The organism is Haloferax larsenii (assembly GCF_024730625.1).
In the GTDB taxonomy this organism is placed as follows: domain Archaea; phylum Halobacteriota; class Halobacteria; order Halobacteriales; family Haloferacaceae; genus Haloferax; species Haloferax larsenii.
Window position 1 is genome coordinate 32443 of sequence record NZ_CP078064.1, and the last position, 17162, is coordinate 49604.

Consider the following 17162-nt stretch of genomic DNA (forward strand, 5'->3'; position numbering starts at 1 on the left):
CTCCCGACTCATGATTATCGGGTGGGTAAGCCACCCTCGTCCCACTGAGAGACGCGTTTAGGCGGGGGGCATCTCGGTGTTGTCGACGACGAAGCCCTCTGCACCCTTGTCGATGTAGCCGCCGTAGAGGGTGGAATCCATGACGACTACGTCGGTTCCCTCGGCGTACAGTTTGGCCGCCTGCCACCCGCCGTACGAACGCGCAGTGACCTCGTCGAATCGGGTCCGACTCCCCTTGTTGATGAAGGGATGGTGGGTCGACTGGTAGGTACCACCGACGAATAGGTTGTCGTCCGCGAGTATTTCCACGCACCGGCGGTAGTTGTCTCCAGGTTGGTCGACGACCAAATTCTCGAATCGCCCGTTCGCGCGCTCGACACGTATCGCTTCACGGGCCGAGTCTCCCGGTGCAGGACCAGTAATGGTGACGTTTCTCAACAGGGCCATCGAGTCCTGTGAGTCGTTATTCCCCTGAAGGTACACCGCAAACTCAGACCCGTAAACCTCGATGGTCGTATCCAAGACCTCGACGCGCCCGGCGTTTTCGGTCAATTGGATTCCCCGAGCACTTCCCTTGGCGTCGTTCAGAACGATAGAGCAGTTTTTAATCGTCGACGTTTCGGCATCGTCGAGGACGCGAATCGCGTTTTCCGCCGGACCGGTGACTGTGACCGTCGTATCTTCGACGAGGAAGTCCGCGCCGTCGTCGAGGCGGATTCCCCGTTGGCTAATTCCGGACACCAACTCGTCGATGATGATATCGACGCCACGGATGCTACTCCGATAGCCCTTGAGCCGAATCGACGTCACGGTGCTGTTTTTGTACGTGCCGCCTTCGACGTGAACTGTTCCATTCGCTCCCGAGACGTAGAGCCCATTGTCCGGAAACCGCCCGAGTTCACAGTCGACTAGTCGAAGCGTCCCGGCGCTGTTGGGGTCGATGAGAATCCCGGTCGGCCCGAGGTTGATGTCTCCGATTGTATCTTTAGTGAACGCCGCACCGTCAGGTGCCTTGAACCGCTCGACGACGCCAGACCCGTTTGCTGTGGTGACACTGAACAGCGCAGGACCCAGGGTGCCGGTGTCGTGTTCGCCGACGATAGTGACGTCACGAACCTCCAATCCATCGGTGACGTAGGCCTCGATAGCGCGAATCCCGGTCTGTTCCGGGACGAAGTCGAACGTGAGCCCCTCGAAGAGCAAGTCCTTTCCGGGGGCGTAGATGACACCGAGACGGAAGAACCGGGCAGCACCCGTGAACTCACCGTCAGTCACGACGTTGTTTTCTATCGCGTCGATTTGGCCGTGAGTGAGTGTGGCATTGTCCCCGTAGAAGCCGATGTTTTCGTATCCAGTCTTTCGGAACTGACTGTTCATCAGGTACCGCCCTTCGGGAAACACGACGAGCGTGTCGTCTGCGACGGTCGAATCGAGGATATCGTCGATAGGCTCCGTTCCGGTTGGGTCTGCACCCGCGTCGACGATGTTCACGATGTTGTCGAACCGGTCGAGGTACTCCTGTGGAAGTTCCACGGTGAGTGTATCAGCCCGAGCGGACTCGGTCGAGGTTGCAACGTAGCCGCTGAAGCCGAGCGCACCGACCGTACCCAAGAGGTACGTCCGTCTGGTGACTTTCGACCCGACCGAACCGACACGTGGTTCCCCACTGCCCGATGGAGTCTCCGAATCTGGTTCGTTCATACTCAGAACAACGACTAATCATAACCAGTGTCTGTGCCTTCATATAGCCACTGTTTAAATACTAATTGTAGACCAACTGATTGGTAAACGTGCTGTCGGCCCGTCGTTATTCAGTGGGAACTGTGGTGTCGTACGTCGTGTCGTCGACCTGAATTTCGAGTGTCTCGTTGTCGTCGTGGTCGAAGACCATCCCGAGAAGGAGGAAGATGGCACCGAAGAGGAAGCCGAGTACCCAACTGCCGAGCCCCGACGGGGTGTCTTCGTCCCCAACGACGCCCGCCGCGACGAGTCCCATGAGGGAGATACCGGACACAGCGGTTCCGAGGAGGTAGAATGCCGCCAGAGGGTGAAAGTCCCGAAGCAAGTACTTGTTCTTCACTCGCCAGAAGTAGTTCTGGAGCAACATGCCGGAGACGCGCGGGATGTACTCACCGTAGTCGATGTGACTCTTCCAGTCGTCGTCGTAGAGATACTCGGCAGAACACGCCACGTCGGCAACGCGGAGGTTTTCGACGTTGAGTTTGACGAGGAGGTCGTTGCAGTACCCGTAGTACTCGTACATGTTCTCGATATCGGCCTCCTTCAGGGCCTCGTAGGAGATTGCCGTGTACCCGTTTTGCGGGTCCATCGTCTTCCAGTAGCCACTTGCAATCTTCGTCAGATACGAGAGCATCGAGTTACCGACGAGGCGGAAACTCGGCATCGCTTCGAGGTCTTCACGCTTCATGAAGCGGTTGCCCTTGGCGTAGTCGGCGTCTCCCTCGGCGATTGGGTCGAGGTACTTCGCGAGTTGGTCCGGGTCCATCTGGCCGTCGCCACCCAGTACGGCCGTGATATCGACCTCGTCTTCCAGCGCCTGCAGATACCCGGTCTTGAGCGCGCCGCCGACACCGCGGTTTTCCTCGTGTTGAATCGGCACGATGACGTCGTCGTAGGCGGGCGAGTCCGGCGAGTGTTCGGCGTTGAACGCCTCGGCGTGGCTTACGATTTCGTCCCACGTGCCGTCTGTGGACCCGTCGTCGATGACGTACGCGACGTCGACGAACGAAGGCATCGTGTCGATGACGGCTCCGACGTATCCCTCTTCGTTGTACGCTGGTACGACGACGGCGATTGAGTTGTCTTTGTACATTGTGGTCGGGAGAGGTACCAAAGTGTCGTGCTCTGGGTGCCCTTATTATGTGGACCGTAGTCGGGAGTGCCGAGACACCGACGCCGGGGGCGCGTTGTCGTCTCAGTCCTCTGAGACCCTTATCATCTACATAATAACCCCTATCGCACCGATATAACGGAGTATCGATGAACGAGGGACCCGCGTCAGAGCCTCGACCGATTTATTTGGAGATTCACTTCGAGGACCCACAATTGGTTCTGTCGTCGTTTACTGCAGAGCGCCCCGAACCACTCGAACTCGAATACCAACCCACCGAGGGCCTGGGGTGGGACTGCGTGTTCGTGACCGCCGAGGGTGGAGACGTCTCGTCGTTGCGAGCCGACCTCTATTCTGACCCAACAGTCGAGAGCGCGGAGTATCTCGGGTCGATTGGTGAGGACCACAGATTCAAAGTGCTCATCTCGGGGGGTGTCCCGCTCGTTCCCCCAGAGACGACGCGGTTGGGTGTTCGACTCATCTCCATCCAATACGACCAAAACTCGTGGCACGTCCAGATGCACCTCCCGGTTCACTCGGCACTCCATCGGGTCCAATCGCACTACCACGACCAGAACATCACGTTCCGCGTCAAACGACTCCACGTCGCCCGGGAGACCGATATCGGAGCCGAGACGGTTCTCCTGCCCGGGCAGCGCGAGGCACTCGTCGTGGCGTATCAAAACGGGTACTTCGACGTCCCACGGACGGAGTCACAAAGCGAGATTGCGAACCGCCTCGGTATCTCGAAGTCCGGGGTCTCACAACGGATTCGCCGTGCTATCTCGCGGCTCGTCGAAGCGACGTTAGCACCGTAATCGTGGCTCGTCGAAGCGACGAAATACTCGTCGTCCTATCGCTCAGGGGTACGAATTCCCGTCGTAGGTCACACTGACCTCTCCGTCTTCCCAGATTCCGTTGTGAATTGTCGATTCGGCGAGTTCGACGCCAGAGGACCCGTCGAGAATCTTCATCCCCTCGTCGTCGTCGAGTGAGCGCGCAGTGACGCCGTGGAACGTCGTCTCGTCGGCGTCGTTGACGATGGGAATGTGCGTCGTGTTGTACTCACCCCATTTCAGCGTACACCCGTCGCCGAGAATTTTGATTCCACGTCTGTAGTCGTCTCCGGTCTGTTCGACATCGAGGCGGTCGAACAGACAGTTCCCTCGTTCTGCACGAACTGCGTGGCGGCCGTGCGAGCCGTCTCCACTCCCGGTGATAGTGGTCTTCAGAACGTACACTGGGTCGGCGTCTGCACTGCTCGGTCCCTGGATGTGGAGCGCCTGTCCGGGCGCGTCGAACTCGACTTCGGTGTTGAGGATATCGACTTTTCCCGTCTGTGGTGAGACACAAATTGCCCGCGTCGGGGCGCCGTCCTCGACGACCACGCGACAGTCTTGAATCCGGGCCCACTTGACGTCGTTCTGGATGCTGATTGCGCGTCCATTGGGCTGTTTCAGATAGACGTCGGTGTTTTCGACCCAGTTGTACGCACCGCCATCGAGTCGGATGGCACGCTGGTTGATGTCGTTGTCACGCTGGTTGTCCACGATGACCGTCGCATCGTGGATGGAACTGTAGTCACCCGAGAGTCGAATGCTCGCGATGTTACTGTTCTTGAACAACCCGCCTTTGACGACGACGCGACCATTTTCCGTCGAACAGTAGAGTCCGTTGTCCGGCCACGGTCCGACATCGCAATTACGGACCCAGAGTTTGCCCTCGTGATACTGCGAGACGATAATCCCGGTCGGCCCCACGTTGATATCTCCCGGCGTGTTCTCGGAGAACTCCCCGCCGTCTGGGAGCCGAACGTTCTCTATCGACCCGATACCCTCCGGGTGGGTGACGTCGAAACAAAAAGGTCCGTACTTCCCGCTGTCGTGTCTGCCGGAGACTGCTAGGTCCTGGACGAGGAGGTCGTCTTTGACCTGTGCTTGGACGACGCGAAGACCCGTCTCGTCGGCAGAAAAGTCGAACGTTAACCCCTCGATGTAGAGGTCCTCACCGGGTTCCTCGTACGTTCCTAACTTAAACAGCCACCGTCCATCGTAGTCCGGCGCGGGAACGATAGTCGCGTTGTCGCCACGGAGTTCGAACCCGTTGAAGCCGACGTGGCGGAACATGTCGTCCATCAAATATTCTCCTTCCGGGAAGTAGAACGTCGTGCCGTCCTCAGTCGTGAGGGCGTCCAAGATTGGAGAAATCGATTCCTCACCGGTCGGGTCGGCACCGACGTCGACGACGTTTATCCATTCACCGTCCGCCGTTGCGTTCCTCGAAAGTGAAACCGCTGCGACCGACCCGCCAATTCCCGTGAGTAATTTTCTCCGTGATAAAATGGTCCTGTCTGTGTTTCCACTCTCGTCTTGCATCAGAGAACTGTCTCTAGCTCTGTGTCTTGAACTTTTTCGGCATTTATCGTATTATTCAGCTGTTAGGACGAGAATCCCCAAACAGTTGAATAGGATTTATTTGAATAGGAGTGCCGATTCACCCAATTTTTACGATCCACGTTGACACCCATCTAATGACTCGTGGTAACAATGCGTCTTGCCCACCGGATTCCCGGCGTTCCATCGAGAATCCAAAGGACGGCGACAGCGCCACAGAGAGTGACGTATCCGAGGACCAGAACCGTGTTTTCAGGGGCCGTCATCTGCGCGACGAACGTCACGAGATAGACGGCGAAGCGCTCTACGAACCCGAGGTCGCTGGGGTACGGTTCGTAGGTGACGAGCGGCCACAGAAGGCGACCAACGATAGGGCCATTCGCGCGAAGGGCGAGTACGTCGCCGACGAGGTGTGAACTGTACCCGACGACGAGCGCGACTCCCACGCGTGCTTTGTCGCGCGTCCACGCGAGCCCTGCGACGACGAGCACCGCCGGAAATCCGAGCAGAAGTGAGTGTGCAGGCCCGTACCCACTCGTGACGAGGCCGAGTGTCCACGAGAGCGGCTTGTCGACGAGGTCAGGAGCCTGCGTAGAGAGGGCGATAGTCAGACCGATGCCATCAGTAATCGGCGTGCGCCACAGGGTGCGGTTCAGTATCGAATACCAGATGTACCCGAAGAGCAAGTGCTCCCACGGCCACATCAGCTACGCGCTCCTCCAGTGTTCTGCGACCGATTCGACTGTCTGGTAGCGTCGTCACCGACGGTTACCATGAGTTGTACCGTTCGGTAGGCGGACGCTCGGTCGGGATTGTCGGGGGCCTCATCCGTGTAGACGAAGAAGACGAGTCGCAGTGAATCGCCAGTCAACGTCGGCCGCACGTCACGCTGGAGATAGGCAGTTTCACCGCTTTCGACCGGGCGCTCCGTCCGAGAGAGTTCGCGTTCTTGGATGACCCGGGTGCTGTTGTTCGTGCGCTCGATTCGCTGAAGTTCGGTGACGACCGAGTAGGTCACCGTCCGGTGTTCGTGGTTCTCGATTGCGAGCGTTATCGGCGTCTCGTCACCCTGTGAGAGTGTTCGGGGATAGTCGCTCGCGTCGTACTCCGAGCCGTTTTCGGTTACGAGATAGACTTCGGTGAAATCAGACTCGGGAGCCTGCGTTTCGACCATCGCAAAGCCCACGCTACTGAGAAACGCGACGACGCTCACGACCACGAGCACGTTGACGAGAAGTGGGACCGGCGAGTCTCGGGGCTCGGTGGAGAGTGGCGACTTGATGTGGCCCGCGGCCGTCGCTGCACTTGAGTACGCAATCGAAAACGACGGGAGTCCACTTCGGACTTCGGCCGGAAGCATCGCGCGGCGAACGAACGCACTGGCGGTCAGCACCATCGTCACCGCGAACAGGCCCAGACTGGTGTTGGTTGCAGAAAACCCCAGTCCGAGGAAGTTCGTGAGAAGTGTGATACCGCCGACGATGGTGAGACTCGACGCCACCGAGAGAACGAGGCGAACGGAGTAGAGGAGCCCCGCAGTGTGGGGTGTCGGTCGCGTCAGAATCTCTTTTTTCGGCATCGTGTCCGAATCGACGTCCGAACGTCGCTCTGGGAAGGCGGCAGCCATGAGCGCGTACCCCGGATACAAGACGATAAACGGGACGACGAACAGACTCCGGACGACCGACCCGGGAACGTCGAGAAGCAGGACCGCGAGTGCGGCGACCGACCCCGCCACGACGAGGAACAAATCGAGCGTCCAGCGACGGTGAGACGACTTCATCGCCCGCGGCTTGTCGTTCCGTGCTCAAAAATGGGGGCGACCGTTCACGGTCGAAAAGACCGGAACACGGAGCTTACGCGGCTGGTAAGTCAGTTCTGAACTCCCGACTCACCCCTTCGAGGGGCGATAGTTCGATACATCGCGGACTCTCACGGCCGGGTTGTCTCGGCGGACGCACTATCGAGTCCCAAATATCGCGCGACTGTGAGCGACCGACCCCTTATCCGCCCGATAATAATGGCCGTCTCGCGTGACTTGAAGTTCGAATCGCGGGCCACGGCGGTCCGCGGAGGTAATCTATGCGCACGAAAACCAAACTCGCCGCGATACTCGTTGCACTGCTCGTCGTCGTCACCACGCTCCGTTCGACCGGGAGTAGTAGCCTGCCAGGAGAAGACGAAGACGAAGCGATTGCAAGTTCGACGTCTGCATGAGGATGTACGTCACGGGAACCGGATGTGACATCGACGACGACGTCACCATCGGCTACGCTGCGGGTGACGACCCGGACCAGACGGTCATCGGCGACGATGCCCGCATTCGCTCGGGAACGATAATCTACAGCGACGTGGACATCGGTGATGGATTCATCACGGGCCACGACGCGCTCGTCCGAGAAGACACCGAAATCGGCGACGACGTCGTCGTCGGAACCAAGACCGTCATCGATGGAACGTCCGACATCGGGTCCAACGTGAGCCTCCAGAGTCGAGTCTACGTGCCGACCGACACCACCATCGGAAGCAACGTCTTCGTCGGTCCCGGTGCAGTTCTGACGAACGACCCGTATCCGGTTCGGCAGGACGTCGAGATGACCGGGCCGACCCTCGAAGACGGAGCCTCTATCGGCGGGAACGCGACTGTTCTGCCCGACGTGACTGTCGGGGAAGACGCGTTCGTCGCCGCCGGAGCCATCGTCACCGAGGACGTTCCGCCCGAGACACTCGCAGTTGGAGCGCCCGCTGAACACCGCCCACTCCCGCCGAAGTTACAGGGAGAAAACTCGATATGAGTTCGAACGTCTCCGCCACACGCCTGTACGGTTCCACTCGCCCCGAAGATGAACAGATTTCCGCCCTCACCTCCGGTGACGTTCCCGTCGGCGTCTACGGACTCGGTAAGATGGGTCTGCCACTCGCTGCCGTGTACGCCGAAACGACCGGCAACGTGACCGGTGCCGACATCGACCCCGAGGTAGTCGAGGGAATCAACGCCGGGCGAAGCCATATCGTCGGCGAACCCGGCCTCGACGACCTCGTCGCAGAACTCGTCGAAGACGACGCGCTCGCGGCGAAGACCGAGCCTCGCAACGTTGCCGCCGAAGCGAGCATCCACGTCGTCATCGTCCCGACGCTCGTCGACGACGGTGGGCATCCAGACCTCTCGGTCATCGAAGCGGTCACCAACGACATCGCGGCGGGACTCGACGAGGGCGACCTCGTCATCTTCGAATCGACGCTTCCACCCCGGACGTGTCGCGACGTTCTCCTGCCGACGCTCGAAGCCGAGAGCGGCCTCTCGCTCGGCGAGTTCGGTCTCGCGTTCTGTCCGGAGCGAACGTCCTCCGGCCGTGCCCTCGAAGATATTCGGGGCGCATATCCCAAGGTCGTCGGCGGTGCCGACGAAGAGAGCACCCGCGCTGCGGCGCTCGTCTACGACCAAATCTCCTCGAACGAGGTTATCACCGTCTCGGACACGACGACAGCAGAGGCAGTCAAGGTGTTCGAAGGCGTCTACCGCGACGTCAACATCGCGCTCGCGAACGAACTGGCCACCCACGCCGACGAGTTCGAAATCGACGTGACCGAGGCAATCGACGTAGCCAACACCCAACCGTTCTGTGAGCTACACACACCGGGTGCTGGTGTCGGCGGGCACTGTATCCCCTACTACCCGCAGTTCCTCATCAACGAGTTCGAAACCGACGCACCACTCATGCAGACCGCACGGGACGTAAACGACGGGATGCCGCACGTCACGGCCCAGTCGGCACTCGACGAACTGCAGACGCTGGGCGTCGACCCCGAAGACGCCTCCGTCCTCGTCCTCGGACTGACCTACCGCGCCGGTGTGAAAGAAATTCGAAAGGCGCCGGCGCTCCCCATCGTCGAGCACCTCGCCGAAGTGGGTGTTGACGTGCTCGCGACCGACCCGATTCTCGACGACACGAGCGCCTTCGAGGACGCGGGTGCGACCGTCGTCGACGACGTCGACACAGACGCCCTGACGGTCGATGCCGTCGTCCTCGTGACCGCCCACGACGCGTTCGAGGATATCGACATCCCGGCACTCGGCGGCGAATCACGTCCCGTCGTCTTCGTCGACGGACGACAGGCCGCAACTGCGTACCGAGACCACGAGAACGTCGTCTACGAAGGAATCGGCCTCCATGACTGAGACAGTCTGTATCGTCGGGCTCGGCTACGTGGGCCTGCCGCTGGCTATCGAGTTCGACCGCGTCGGAAAGTCTGTCATCGGCTACGACGTCGACCAATCGAAGGTCGACGCGCTCAACGCTGGAACCGACCCGACCGGAGACGTGACCGACGAGGGCGTCTCGGAATCCGACGTCCTGTTCACTACGGACCCAGCGCACATCTCCGACGCCGATTTCGTCATCGTGACGGTCCCGACACCGGTCGACAGCATGGAGAATCCCGACCTCCAGTTCGTCGAGTCGGCCGGTGAGACCATCGGCGAACACATCTCACCCGGAACCACCGTCGTCCTCGAATCGACCGTCTATCCGGGTGCGACCGAGTCCGTCCTCGTTCCCGCACTCGAATCGACGTCACCGTTCACTGTCGGCGAAGACATCTTCGTCGGGTACTCGCCAGAACGCGCCTCGCCCGGTGACACCGGTCGTGGCGTCCGCGACGTGGTCAAGGTCGTCGGCGCGAACACCGACGACGTTCGTGAGGACCTCGCAAACCTCTACGAGAGTGTCGTCGATGCCGGTATCCACCGCGCACCAGACATCGAGACTGCCGAGGCGTCGAAAGTCATCGAGAACGTCCAACGCGACATGAACATCGCGCTGGTCAACGAACTGGCCATCGCGTGCGACCACATGGACCTCTCGACATCGGACGTGCTCGAAGCGGCAGGCACCAAGTGGAACTTCCACGACGGGTACTCGCCGGGGTTCGTCGGTGGGCACTGTATCCCTGTCGACCCGTTTTACCTCACGTATCGGTCCAAGCGCGAGGGGTTCTCACCGAAGCTCGTGTTGCAGGCCCGTGAAATCAACGAGTACGTCCCCGTTCACGCCGCCCGAAAGACGGTCAAGACCATCAACGACTCGGGGCGCGTGCTGAACGAGACGCGATTGCTCGTGCTCGGACTGGCCTACAAGCCCGGCGTCGGCGACATCCGAAGTTCGGAAGTCGATACGATGGTGCAGAAACTCCAAGAGTTCGACATCGACTGTGTGGGCTACGACCCGCACGCCGACCCGGCGGAGTCCCGAGCGGTCTTCGGTATCGACGTGGTCGAAGACGTCGACTTCGAGGCCTACGACGGTGTCGTCGTCGCCACCGGACACGAGGAGTTCGTCGACTACGACCTCGGGGAGATGGCCGACGCGCTTGGCTCCGACCCGGTGATGGTCGACGTGGCAGACGTGTTCGACGGCGAGAACGCCGCTCGGCACGGCTTCCAGTACGCCCAGTTGTGAGGAACTGACAATGGACATCCTCATCACGATTCAGCATCCCGCCCACGTCCACTTCTTCAAACACGCAATCGAGGAACTCGACGCCCGCGGCCACGAGGTTCACGTCCGGGCGCTCGACAAGGACGTGGCGCTGTCGCTGCTCGACGAGTACGACATCGACTACGACGTCCTCGGGTCTCGTGGCGGGTCGCTGCCACGCGTCGCGCTGTCCACGCTCGCAATCGAGTACCGACTCTACCGCGACGCGAAAGCCATCGACCCGGACGTGATTGCGGCTATCGGCGGCTTCGAAGCGTCTCACGTCGCCCAACTCGTCGGCGCACGGTGTGTCGTCTTCACCGACACGGAGCACGCGACGCTGTCGAACACGCTGACGTTCCCCTTCGCCGACGAAATCGTGACGCCCGACTGCTACCACGACGACGCGGGACCGAACCACTATCAGTACCCGAGTTATCACGAGTTGGCGTATCTCCACCCGGACCGGTTCGAACCCGACCCGTCGGCCCTCGACGACCTCCCGGTCGACCCGGACGACACGTACGTCGTCCTCCGGTTGGTCAGTTGGGGCGCAGCACACGACATCGGCGACGAAGGACTCGACAGTCTGTCTGCGTTAGTAGAACAACTCGAAGACTCCGGGGCCGAAGTTCTCGTCTCCGCCGAAGACGACGCGTTGCCTTCAGAACTCGATGGATACGGGATGAACATCGAACCACACCGCATCCATCACGTTCTCGCCTTTGCCGACCTCTTCGTCGGGGAGAGTGGGACGATGGCGTCCGAGAGCGCGGTTCTCGGAACGCCGACGGTGTACGTCCACAGCGCGAACCCCGGCCTCATGCGCGACCTCGACTCGTTCGACCTGCTGTTCGGCTTCCACGGCGAGCGGCGAAACGAACACGCAGCGAAGCAGGCGGTGAAAATCCTCGAATCGTCCGGTATCGACTGGGACGAACGTCGGAAAGCACTACTCGGACAGAAAGTCGATGCGACGGACGTAGTCGTCCAGCGCATCCTCGCGACTGCCGGGTAGCGTCTCCCGCGACGTTCCGCAATTGCGCCGAATTTCGTTGTCTCACGCTTCTTATCGACTACATAATAAGGACCCTCCGGGGCCCCACATCTGCCGATGACACTGCTGGATACCACTCGGCCTTCGAGTCGGGACGACGGCATGACCGTGCTGGTGACCGGCGTGGGGTCTCCCGCCACGTCGGGCATCATCAGCGCACTCCGCCAGACCGACGCGTTCGACGCTCGTATCGTCGGTGTCGATACCGACCCAGATGCGCGCGGATTTCGCCTCGTCGATACGGCGGCTACTGTACCGACAGCCGAGAGCGGCGAGTTCGTCCCGGCTGTGGCGGAGATTGCGCGCCGCGAGGGAGTCGACGTCTTGCTCCCGCTCGTCGCATCGGAACTGCGACCGCTCTCGGAGGCCACAGACACCTTCGAGGAACTCGGAGTCGAAGTGATGGTCTCAGACCCCGACACGCTCGCCGTCGCGTGCGATAGCGGGGAGCTCTATGGCACACTCGTCAAGCAGTGTCACCCAATCACGCCCGAGTTTTACCGCGTCTCGTCGTCCAAAGAGTTCATCGACGCAGTCTACGCCCTCGGCTATCCCACCCAGAGCGTCTGCTTCAAGCCATCCGGCGAAAGCGAGATGCGCGGGCTCCGGATTCTCGACCCAGACGCCGAACAGGCGGATGCCTTGGTGGAGAAGACGTCCAGCAGTATCGTGACAACCTTAGACGACGTCATCCCGGTCCTCGAAGAGACGGCCGAGTTTCCGAACCTCGTCGTGATGGAGTACCTGCCCGGTGAGGAGTACTGTGTCGACGTACTCGCCGGAGCGGACGACGTTCCAGTGGCGGTGTCGCGAACCCACGACGAGACCAGCGACCGAGAATGCGTCGAGAGCACCATCGAGGAGTGTCCGAGGCTCATCCGGTATGCGCGGGAGCTCAGTTCGTCACTCGGCCTCGAATACAACGCCACGTTTCGATTCAAGCGGGACGCCACTGGGCACCCAAAACTCGTCGAACTCGCTCCCCGTCTCTCTGGGTCTAGTTCAGCCTGCGTCGGCGCAGGCGTCAACATGCCGGCGCTCGGCGTCCAGTACGCCCTCGGGCAGGACCTTCCCGAGGTGGACGTCGAATGGGGCGTCCACGCGACGCAGAACTATCACGACGTGTTCTCCTCCACCGACAGAGAGACGACGACAATCTAATTGCGGTCCCGAGTCGGCATCGAACGCCGATTCGGACGCTCGAATTCGTTACATATGAACCTACCCTCATCACTATACGGTCGGTTGCGACAGGCAGAGCTCGACGTACTCACGGCAGTCGTTGGTCTCGTGCTCGCCATCGGACTGTTCCCGCTGCGGTTCCTGTCGTCACAGATTTTCATCGTGACGCTGCCGCCCATACTAGGGACGGGGTGCGTGCTGTATCTGCTCGCAGCCCGAGGCACAGGAACGACGGCTGGTCTTCCAACACTGGCACCATCCATCAGTAGACTCCTGTCTGCTGGGATTTTCTTGGGACTGGCCGCGATGGTCGTCATCGCCGTCGAGCAAGGCGAACGAAGTGTTCTCTTCCTGCAAGTGGGCGGAGTCGTCGGTGCCGTGCTGCTCGGGCAGATACTCCTCTCTCCGGCCGAGGAACTCCGCCCGAGCGTGTTCCTCACCCAAATCCTCGTGTACTCGTTTGTGGTTCGGTTCGCTGCGCTCTACACGACGACTGGCTACATCGGAATCGACATCTGGTCGCACACGACGTTCGTCCAGATGGTGCTCGAAGCGGATTCGCTGGCTGCAATCAGCGACATCAAGTACTACGCCTCGCCGCTTTTCCACCTCGTCACGGCCGCGGCGACGAACCTGCTCGACGTGTCGCTTCGGAACGGGTTGTACCTCTCTCTCGGTGTCGTGATGCCGCTCATCCCGATTTTCGTCTACGGGACCGCACGGCTCCTCGTCCCGCTTCGCTGGGCGCTCGTCGCGACCACGCTCTACGCGATGGGCGACCAGGTGGTCCGCTGGGGGATGCACCTCATCCCGACGAGCATGGGGCTGGTGTTCTTCCTCGCGTGTCTCTACAGTCTCGTTCGAATCACGCACGCGAGCGAACGCTGGCGCGACTTCGGACTGCTCGTGCTGTTCAGCACCGCCGTCATCCTCACCCACCAAGTGTCGTCGTTCATCATGCTGGTGCTTCTCATCTCGGGGTTCTTCGCCCAGGTACTCCTCCGATTCGACTTCTTCACCGAGAACCCCGACCCCCTCTCGTTCACAGGTGGCGGGTCGAACCCGGTGAACCTCGCCGGACTCGTGGTGTTCAACCTCGGGCTCATCGTGTTCACGTGGTCGTTGACCCCGTACAAGGGAGACACCTTCCTCGAAACCGTGCTCAATTACTTCTACGTGAACCTGTTCAACGCCGGGTTCCTGACCGGCGTGAGCGGAAGTGGTGGCTCGACCGGTGCATCCGGTGCGAGCGGGAGCGCCGGCCCGACGTTCCTCTCACAGGTATCGACGTACGTCACCGAAGCAGGATTCCTGTTACTGCTCTTCGCCGGCGTCATCGGTTGTCTCACGGTGCTCAAGCGGTCGCGGTCGAACCAGACGACGTACACCTTCGTCGGGAGTATCGTCACGATGCTGTTCGTCGTGCTCGGTCTCCCGCTTTTCGGTATCGAGAGTTTCGTCCCGGGTCGATGGGTCGGGTTCCTCTACGCCCTGCTCGCTATCGTCGGCGTCGTCGGATTTCGGCACCTCGCCAACCGAACCACACTCAAGGTCATCGGTGTCGTCTTGCTCGTCTTCACACTGGTCTACCCCAACGTCATGATTATGTCGAACGACGGGGCGATGGACAGTCCAGTGTTCACCGACCAGCACGAACGCCTCTCGTACACCGACCAAGAACTCGCCGCAGTGGAGACGTTCAGTTCGGCTCGCCCGACTGGTGAAGGCGGTGAACTGTACACCGACCTCCCGTACGGAACGGTGTGGGAGCGAACAGATTCCTATCCCGCCGAACCGCTGCCCACGAGCGACGGCAGACCGATGCCACAGGGAATCACGGCGTATCGGTCGTACCAATCCGAAAGCGCGTCGTACTTCAAGCGGAATCAAACCGAGTCGGTTCGGAATCTGAATCCATCCAAGACCGAGGTGTGTCCGGGGGCGACGAACTACGTCTACTCGAACGGCCACGTCACGATTTGTACGCGCCCGGTACGCTGACCGAGAGCGTCAGTTCGCTGGGAGACGGTATTTTATCGGTACTGTAAGGCGTCCTTCGACTGTTTCTGGGGAGCGTAAAGTGGGAAAATCGGGTGGTCTACGAGCACGAACCGCCACACGTGTATCTCGTCCGACTCGGCGCGGATTCGCCAGATTTCGGCGTCGAAGCCGCGGCTTAGCGCGTCTATAGTAATGGGACTTTCAGCACATGGGGACTGCAAGGGCACCCTCTCGCCCACTGGTACCCCGAAACCATGATACGTCGGACCCAACACTCGAACGAGACGACACCAGTCGCACCGCACCATTCGACTACCCCGGCTACGCACGACAGCCGGGACGCCGACACCCACACGGCGGTGTTCTGAAATGTGTGGAATCATCGCGCACGTCGGCTCAGACCGTGCTCTCGGTCCGCTCGTGACCGGACTCGAAAAGCTCGAATACCGCGGCTACGACTCGGCCGGGGTGGCAGTCAAAAACGGGAACGGACTCGACGTCTGGAAGTGCTCGGGTCAGGTCTCGGAACTGAAAGATACCATCGACACCGTCGAGAGTAGTGCGACGCTCGGTATCGGCCACACTCGGTGGAGTACGCACGGACCGCCGAGCGACGAGAACGCACACCCACACACCGACGAGAGCGACCGTGTCGCGGTCGTTCACAACGGTATCATCGAGAACTACGAGTCTATCAAGCAGATACTGCTCTCCGAGGGCTACGAGTTCACGAGCGAGACCGACACGGAAGTCATCCCGAACCTCATCGCGTACTACCTCGACCGAGGGAACGAACCGCTCGCCGCGTTCAAGCACACGGTCGCAGACCTCGAAGGAAGTTACGCAATCGCCGTGGTCGTCGACGGAAACGACTCCATCTTCGCTGCCCGGCAAGGGTCGCCGCTCGTGCTCGGCGTCGAGCAAGACGGCTACTACCTGGCGAGCGACGTGCCGGCGTTCCTCGACTACACCGACACCGTGGTCTACCTCGAAGACGGCGACACCGTGGAGGTACGCACTGACGGCGTCGACATCGTCGACGAGAACGACCAGCATGTCCAGCGCGAGGTACAACAGGTCGACTGGCAACCCGACGAGACCGGCAAGGGCCAGTACGACCACTTCATGCTCAAGGAGATTCACACCCAACCGACGTCGCTGCAGAAGACCATCGAGGGACGAATCGACGCCGACGAGCACGTGACCGACCTCGACGTGGATTTGGACCTCACGGACATCGACACCGTGCACCTCGTCGGGTGCGGAACCTCGTACCACGCCGCCCTCTTCGGGTCGAGCATCTTGAACCGGTGTGACGTGTCGGCGCGTGCGATTCGCGCCAGCGAATACGACGTCAACACCGGAACGCCGCCGGAAAACACACTGTTCGTCGCAGTGACCCAAAGCGGCGAGACGGCAGACACACTCCAAGCACTGCGGCAGGCAAGCGACGTGGGAGCCTCGACGCTCGCCGTGACGAACGTCGTGCAGTCGACCGCAGCACGCGAGGCGGACGAACCACTTTACATCCGTGCCGGTCCCGAAATCGGCGTCGCCGCGACGAAGACGTTCTCCTCGCAGGCGGTGATGCTCACGATGCTCAGCCAGCACATCGCTCGCGTCAACGAGACGGCGACCCGCGTGAACAACGTCGGGCAACTGCTTTCGGACCTGCGAGCGCTCCCCAGTGCCGTCGATAGAATCCTCCAGTCGAGCGACGCCGCCGGCCTGGCTCAGGAACACCTCGACAAGAACGCGTACTTCTTTATCGGCCGCGGACTCGGCTGTTCGGTCGCCAAGGAAGGGGCGCTCAAGTTCAAGGAGATTACCTACGAACACGCCGAGGGATTCGCATCGGGCGAACTCAAGCACGGCCCGCTCGCGCTCGTCACCGAGCGGACGCCGGTGTTCGCAGTCTGTGCCGACGACTGCGACAAGACGGTGACGAACGCCAAAGAGGCCCAGACGCGCGGCGCACCGATTGTCGCCGTCTCGCCGCCGAGCCACAAAATCGTGGATACGGCCGACGCGCACCTCTCGGTCCCGGACATGCATCCCGTCTGTTCGAACCTCCTCGCGAACGTCCAGTTGCAGTTGCTCTCGTACTACTGTGCGACCGAGCTCGACCGCGCGATAGACAAGCCACGGAACCTCGCAAAGAGCGTCACCGTCGAATGAACGCGACCGAATATCGAATCTCC

Annotated in this window: 14 protein-coding genes; 9 read left to right on the forward strand and 5 right to left on the reverse strand. The window is 60.8% G+C overall.

Going from position 1 to position 17162, the window contains the following annotated elements:
- Positions 1-57: 57 nt before the first annotated feature.
- Positions 58-1701, reverse strand: coding sequence for a right-handed parallel beta-helix repeat-containing protein (locus tag KU306_RS15980; protein WP_258303580.1), 1644 nt, complete (start codon positions 1699-1701; stop codon positions 58-60).
- Between the two features lie 106 nt (positions 1702-1807).
- Positions 1808-2833 (reverse strand): glycosyltransferase family 2 protein, encoded by a 1026-nt coding sequence (locus KU306_RS15985; protein WP_007542164.1) that lies wholly within the window; start codon positions 2831-2833, stop codon positions 1808-1810.
- A gap of 167 nt (positions 2834-3000) precedes the next feature.
- Here KU306_RS15985 and KU306_RS15990 point away from each other — a divergent pair, with 167 nt between their 5' ends.
- Entirely contained in the window at positions 3001-3669 is a 669-nt protein-coding gene (locus KU306_RS15990; protein WP_241429841.1) for a helix-turn-helix domain-containing protein, read from the forward strand.
- A 42-nt stretch (positions 3670-3711) separates the two neighbouring features.
- Here the strand turns inward: KU306_RS15990 and KU306_RS15995 are convergent, their stop codons facing one another.
- The 3 genes from KU306_RS15995 to KU306_RS16005 all read right to left on the reverse strand — a co-directional run bounded on the left by KU306_RS15995 (position 3712) and on the right by KU306_RS16005 (position 7027).
- Positions 3712-5226, reverse strand: a complete 1515-nt coding sequence (locus tag KU306_RS15995) for a glycoside hydrolase family 55 protein (protein WP_258303581.1) — start codon at positions 5224-5226, stop codon at positions 3712-3714.
- A 152-nt stretch (positions 5227-5378) separates the two neighbouring features.
- Positions 5379-5948 (reverse strand): metal-dependent hydrolase, encoded by a 570-nt coding sequence (locus tag KU306_RS16000; protein ID WP_258303582.1) that lies wholly within the window; start codon positions 5946-5948, stop codon positions 5379-5381.
- Positions 5948-7027 (reverse strand): DUF1616 domain-containing protein, encoded by a 1080-nt coding sequence (locus KU306_RS16005; RefSeq protein WP_258303583.1) that lies wholly within the window; start codon positions 7025-7027, stop codon positions 5948-5950. Before KU306_RS16005 ends, KU306_RS16000 begins: the two co-directional genes overlap by 1 nt.
- Before the next feature lie 299 nt (positions 7028-7326).
- Here KU306_RS16005 and KU306_RS16010 point away from each other — a divergent pair, with 299 nt between their 5' ends.
- From KU306_RS16010 to glmS, 8 genes are all read left to right on the forward strand, one after another.
- Positions 7327-7461 (forward strand): hypothetical protein, encoded by a 135-nt coding sequence (locus KU306_RS16010; protein ID WP_258303584.1) that lies wholly within the window; start codon positions 7327-7329, stop codon positions 7459-7461.
- Entirely contained in the window at positions 7458-8039 is a 582-nt protein-coding gene (locus KU306_RS16015) for an acyltransferase (protein WP_049918704.1), read from the forward strand. Before KU306_RS16010 ends, KU306_RS16015 begins: the two co-directional genes overlap by 4 nt.
- Positions 8036-9424, forward strand: a complete 1389-nt coding sequence (locus KU306_RS16020; protein ID WP_258303585.1) for a nucleotide sugar dehydrogenase — start codon at positions 8036-8038, stop codon at positions 9422-9424. Before KU306_RS16015 ends, KU306_RS16020 begins: the two co-directional genes overlap by 4 nt.
- A complete protein-coding gene (locus tag KU306_RS16025) occupies positions 9417-10703 on the forward strand; it encodes a nucleotide sugar dehydrogenase (protein WP_258303586.1) in 1287 nt (428 codons plus the stop codon). The genes KU306_RS16020 and KU306_RS16025 overlap by 8 nt, the downstream gene beginning before the upstream one ends.
- Positions 10704-10713: 10 nt before the next feature.
- The gene (locus tag KU306_RS16030) at positions 10714-11739 is read left to right on the forward strand and encodes a DUF354 domain-containing protein (RefSeq protein WP_258303588.1); all 1026 of its coding nucleotides are present in this window, start codon (positions 10714-10716) and stop codon (positions 11737-11739) included.
- 141 nt (positions 11740-11880) lie between these two features.
- Complete coding sequence (locus KU306_RS16035) at positions 11881-12939, forward strand: ATP-grasp domain-containing protein (RefSeq protein ID WP_258303589.1); 1059 nt, start codon at positions 11881-11883, stop codon at positions 12937-12939.
- Positions 12940-12993: 54 nt separating this feature from the next.
- Positions 12994-14961 carry a hypothetical protein gene (locus KU306_RS16040; RefSeq protein ID WP_425499550.1) on the forward strand — a complete coding sequence of 656 codons (1968 nt, stop codon included), beginning with the start codon at positions 12994-12996 and terminating at the stop codon, positions 14959-14961.
- Between the two features lie 369 nt (positions 14962-15330).
- Entirely contained in the window at positions 15331-17139 is a 1809-nt protein-coding gene (gene glmS, locus KU306_RS16045) for a glutamine--fructose-6-phosphate transaminase (isomerizing) (protein WP_007542190.1), read from the forward strand.
- The last annotated feature ends 23 nt before the right edge of the window (positions 17140-17162 follow it).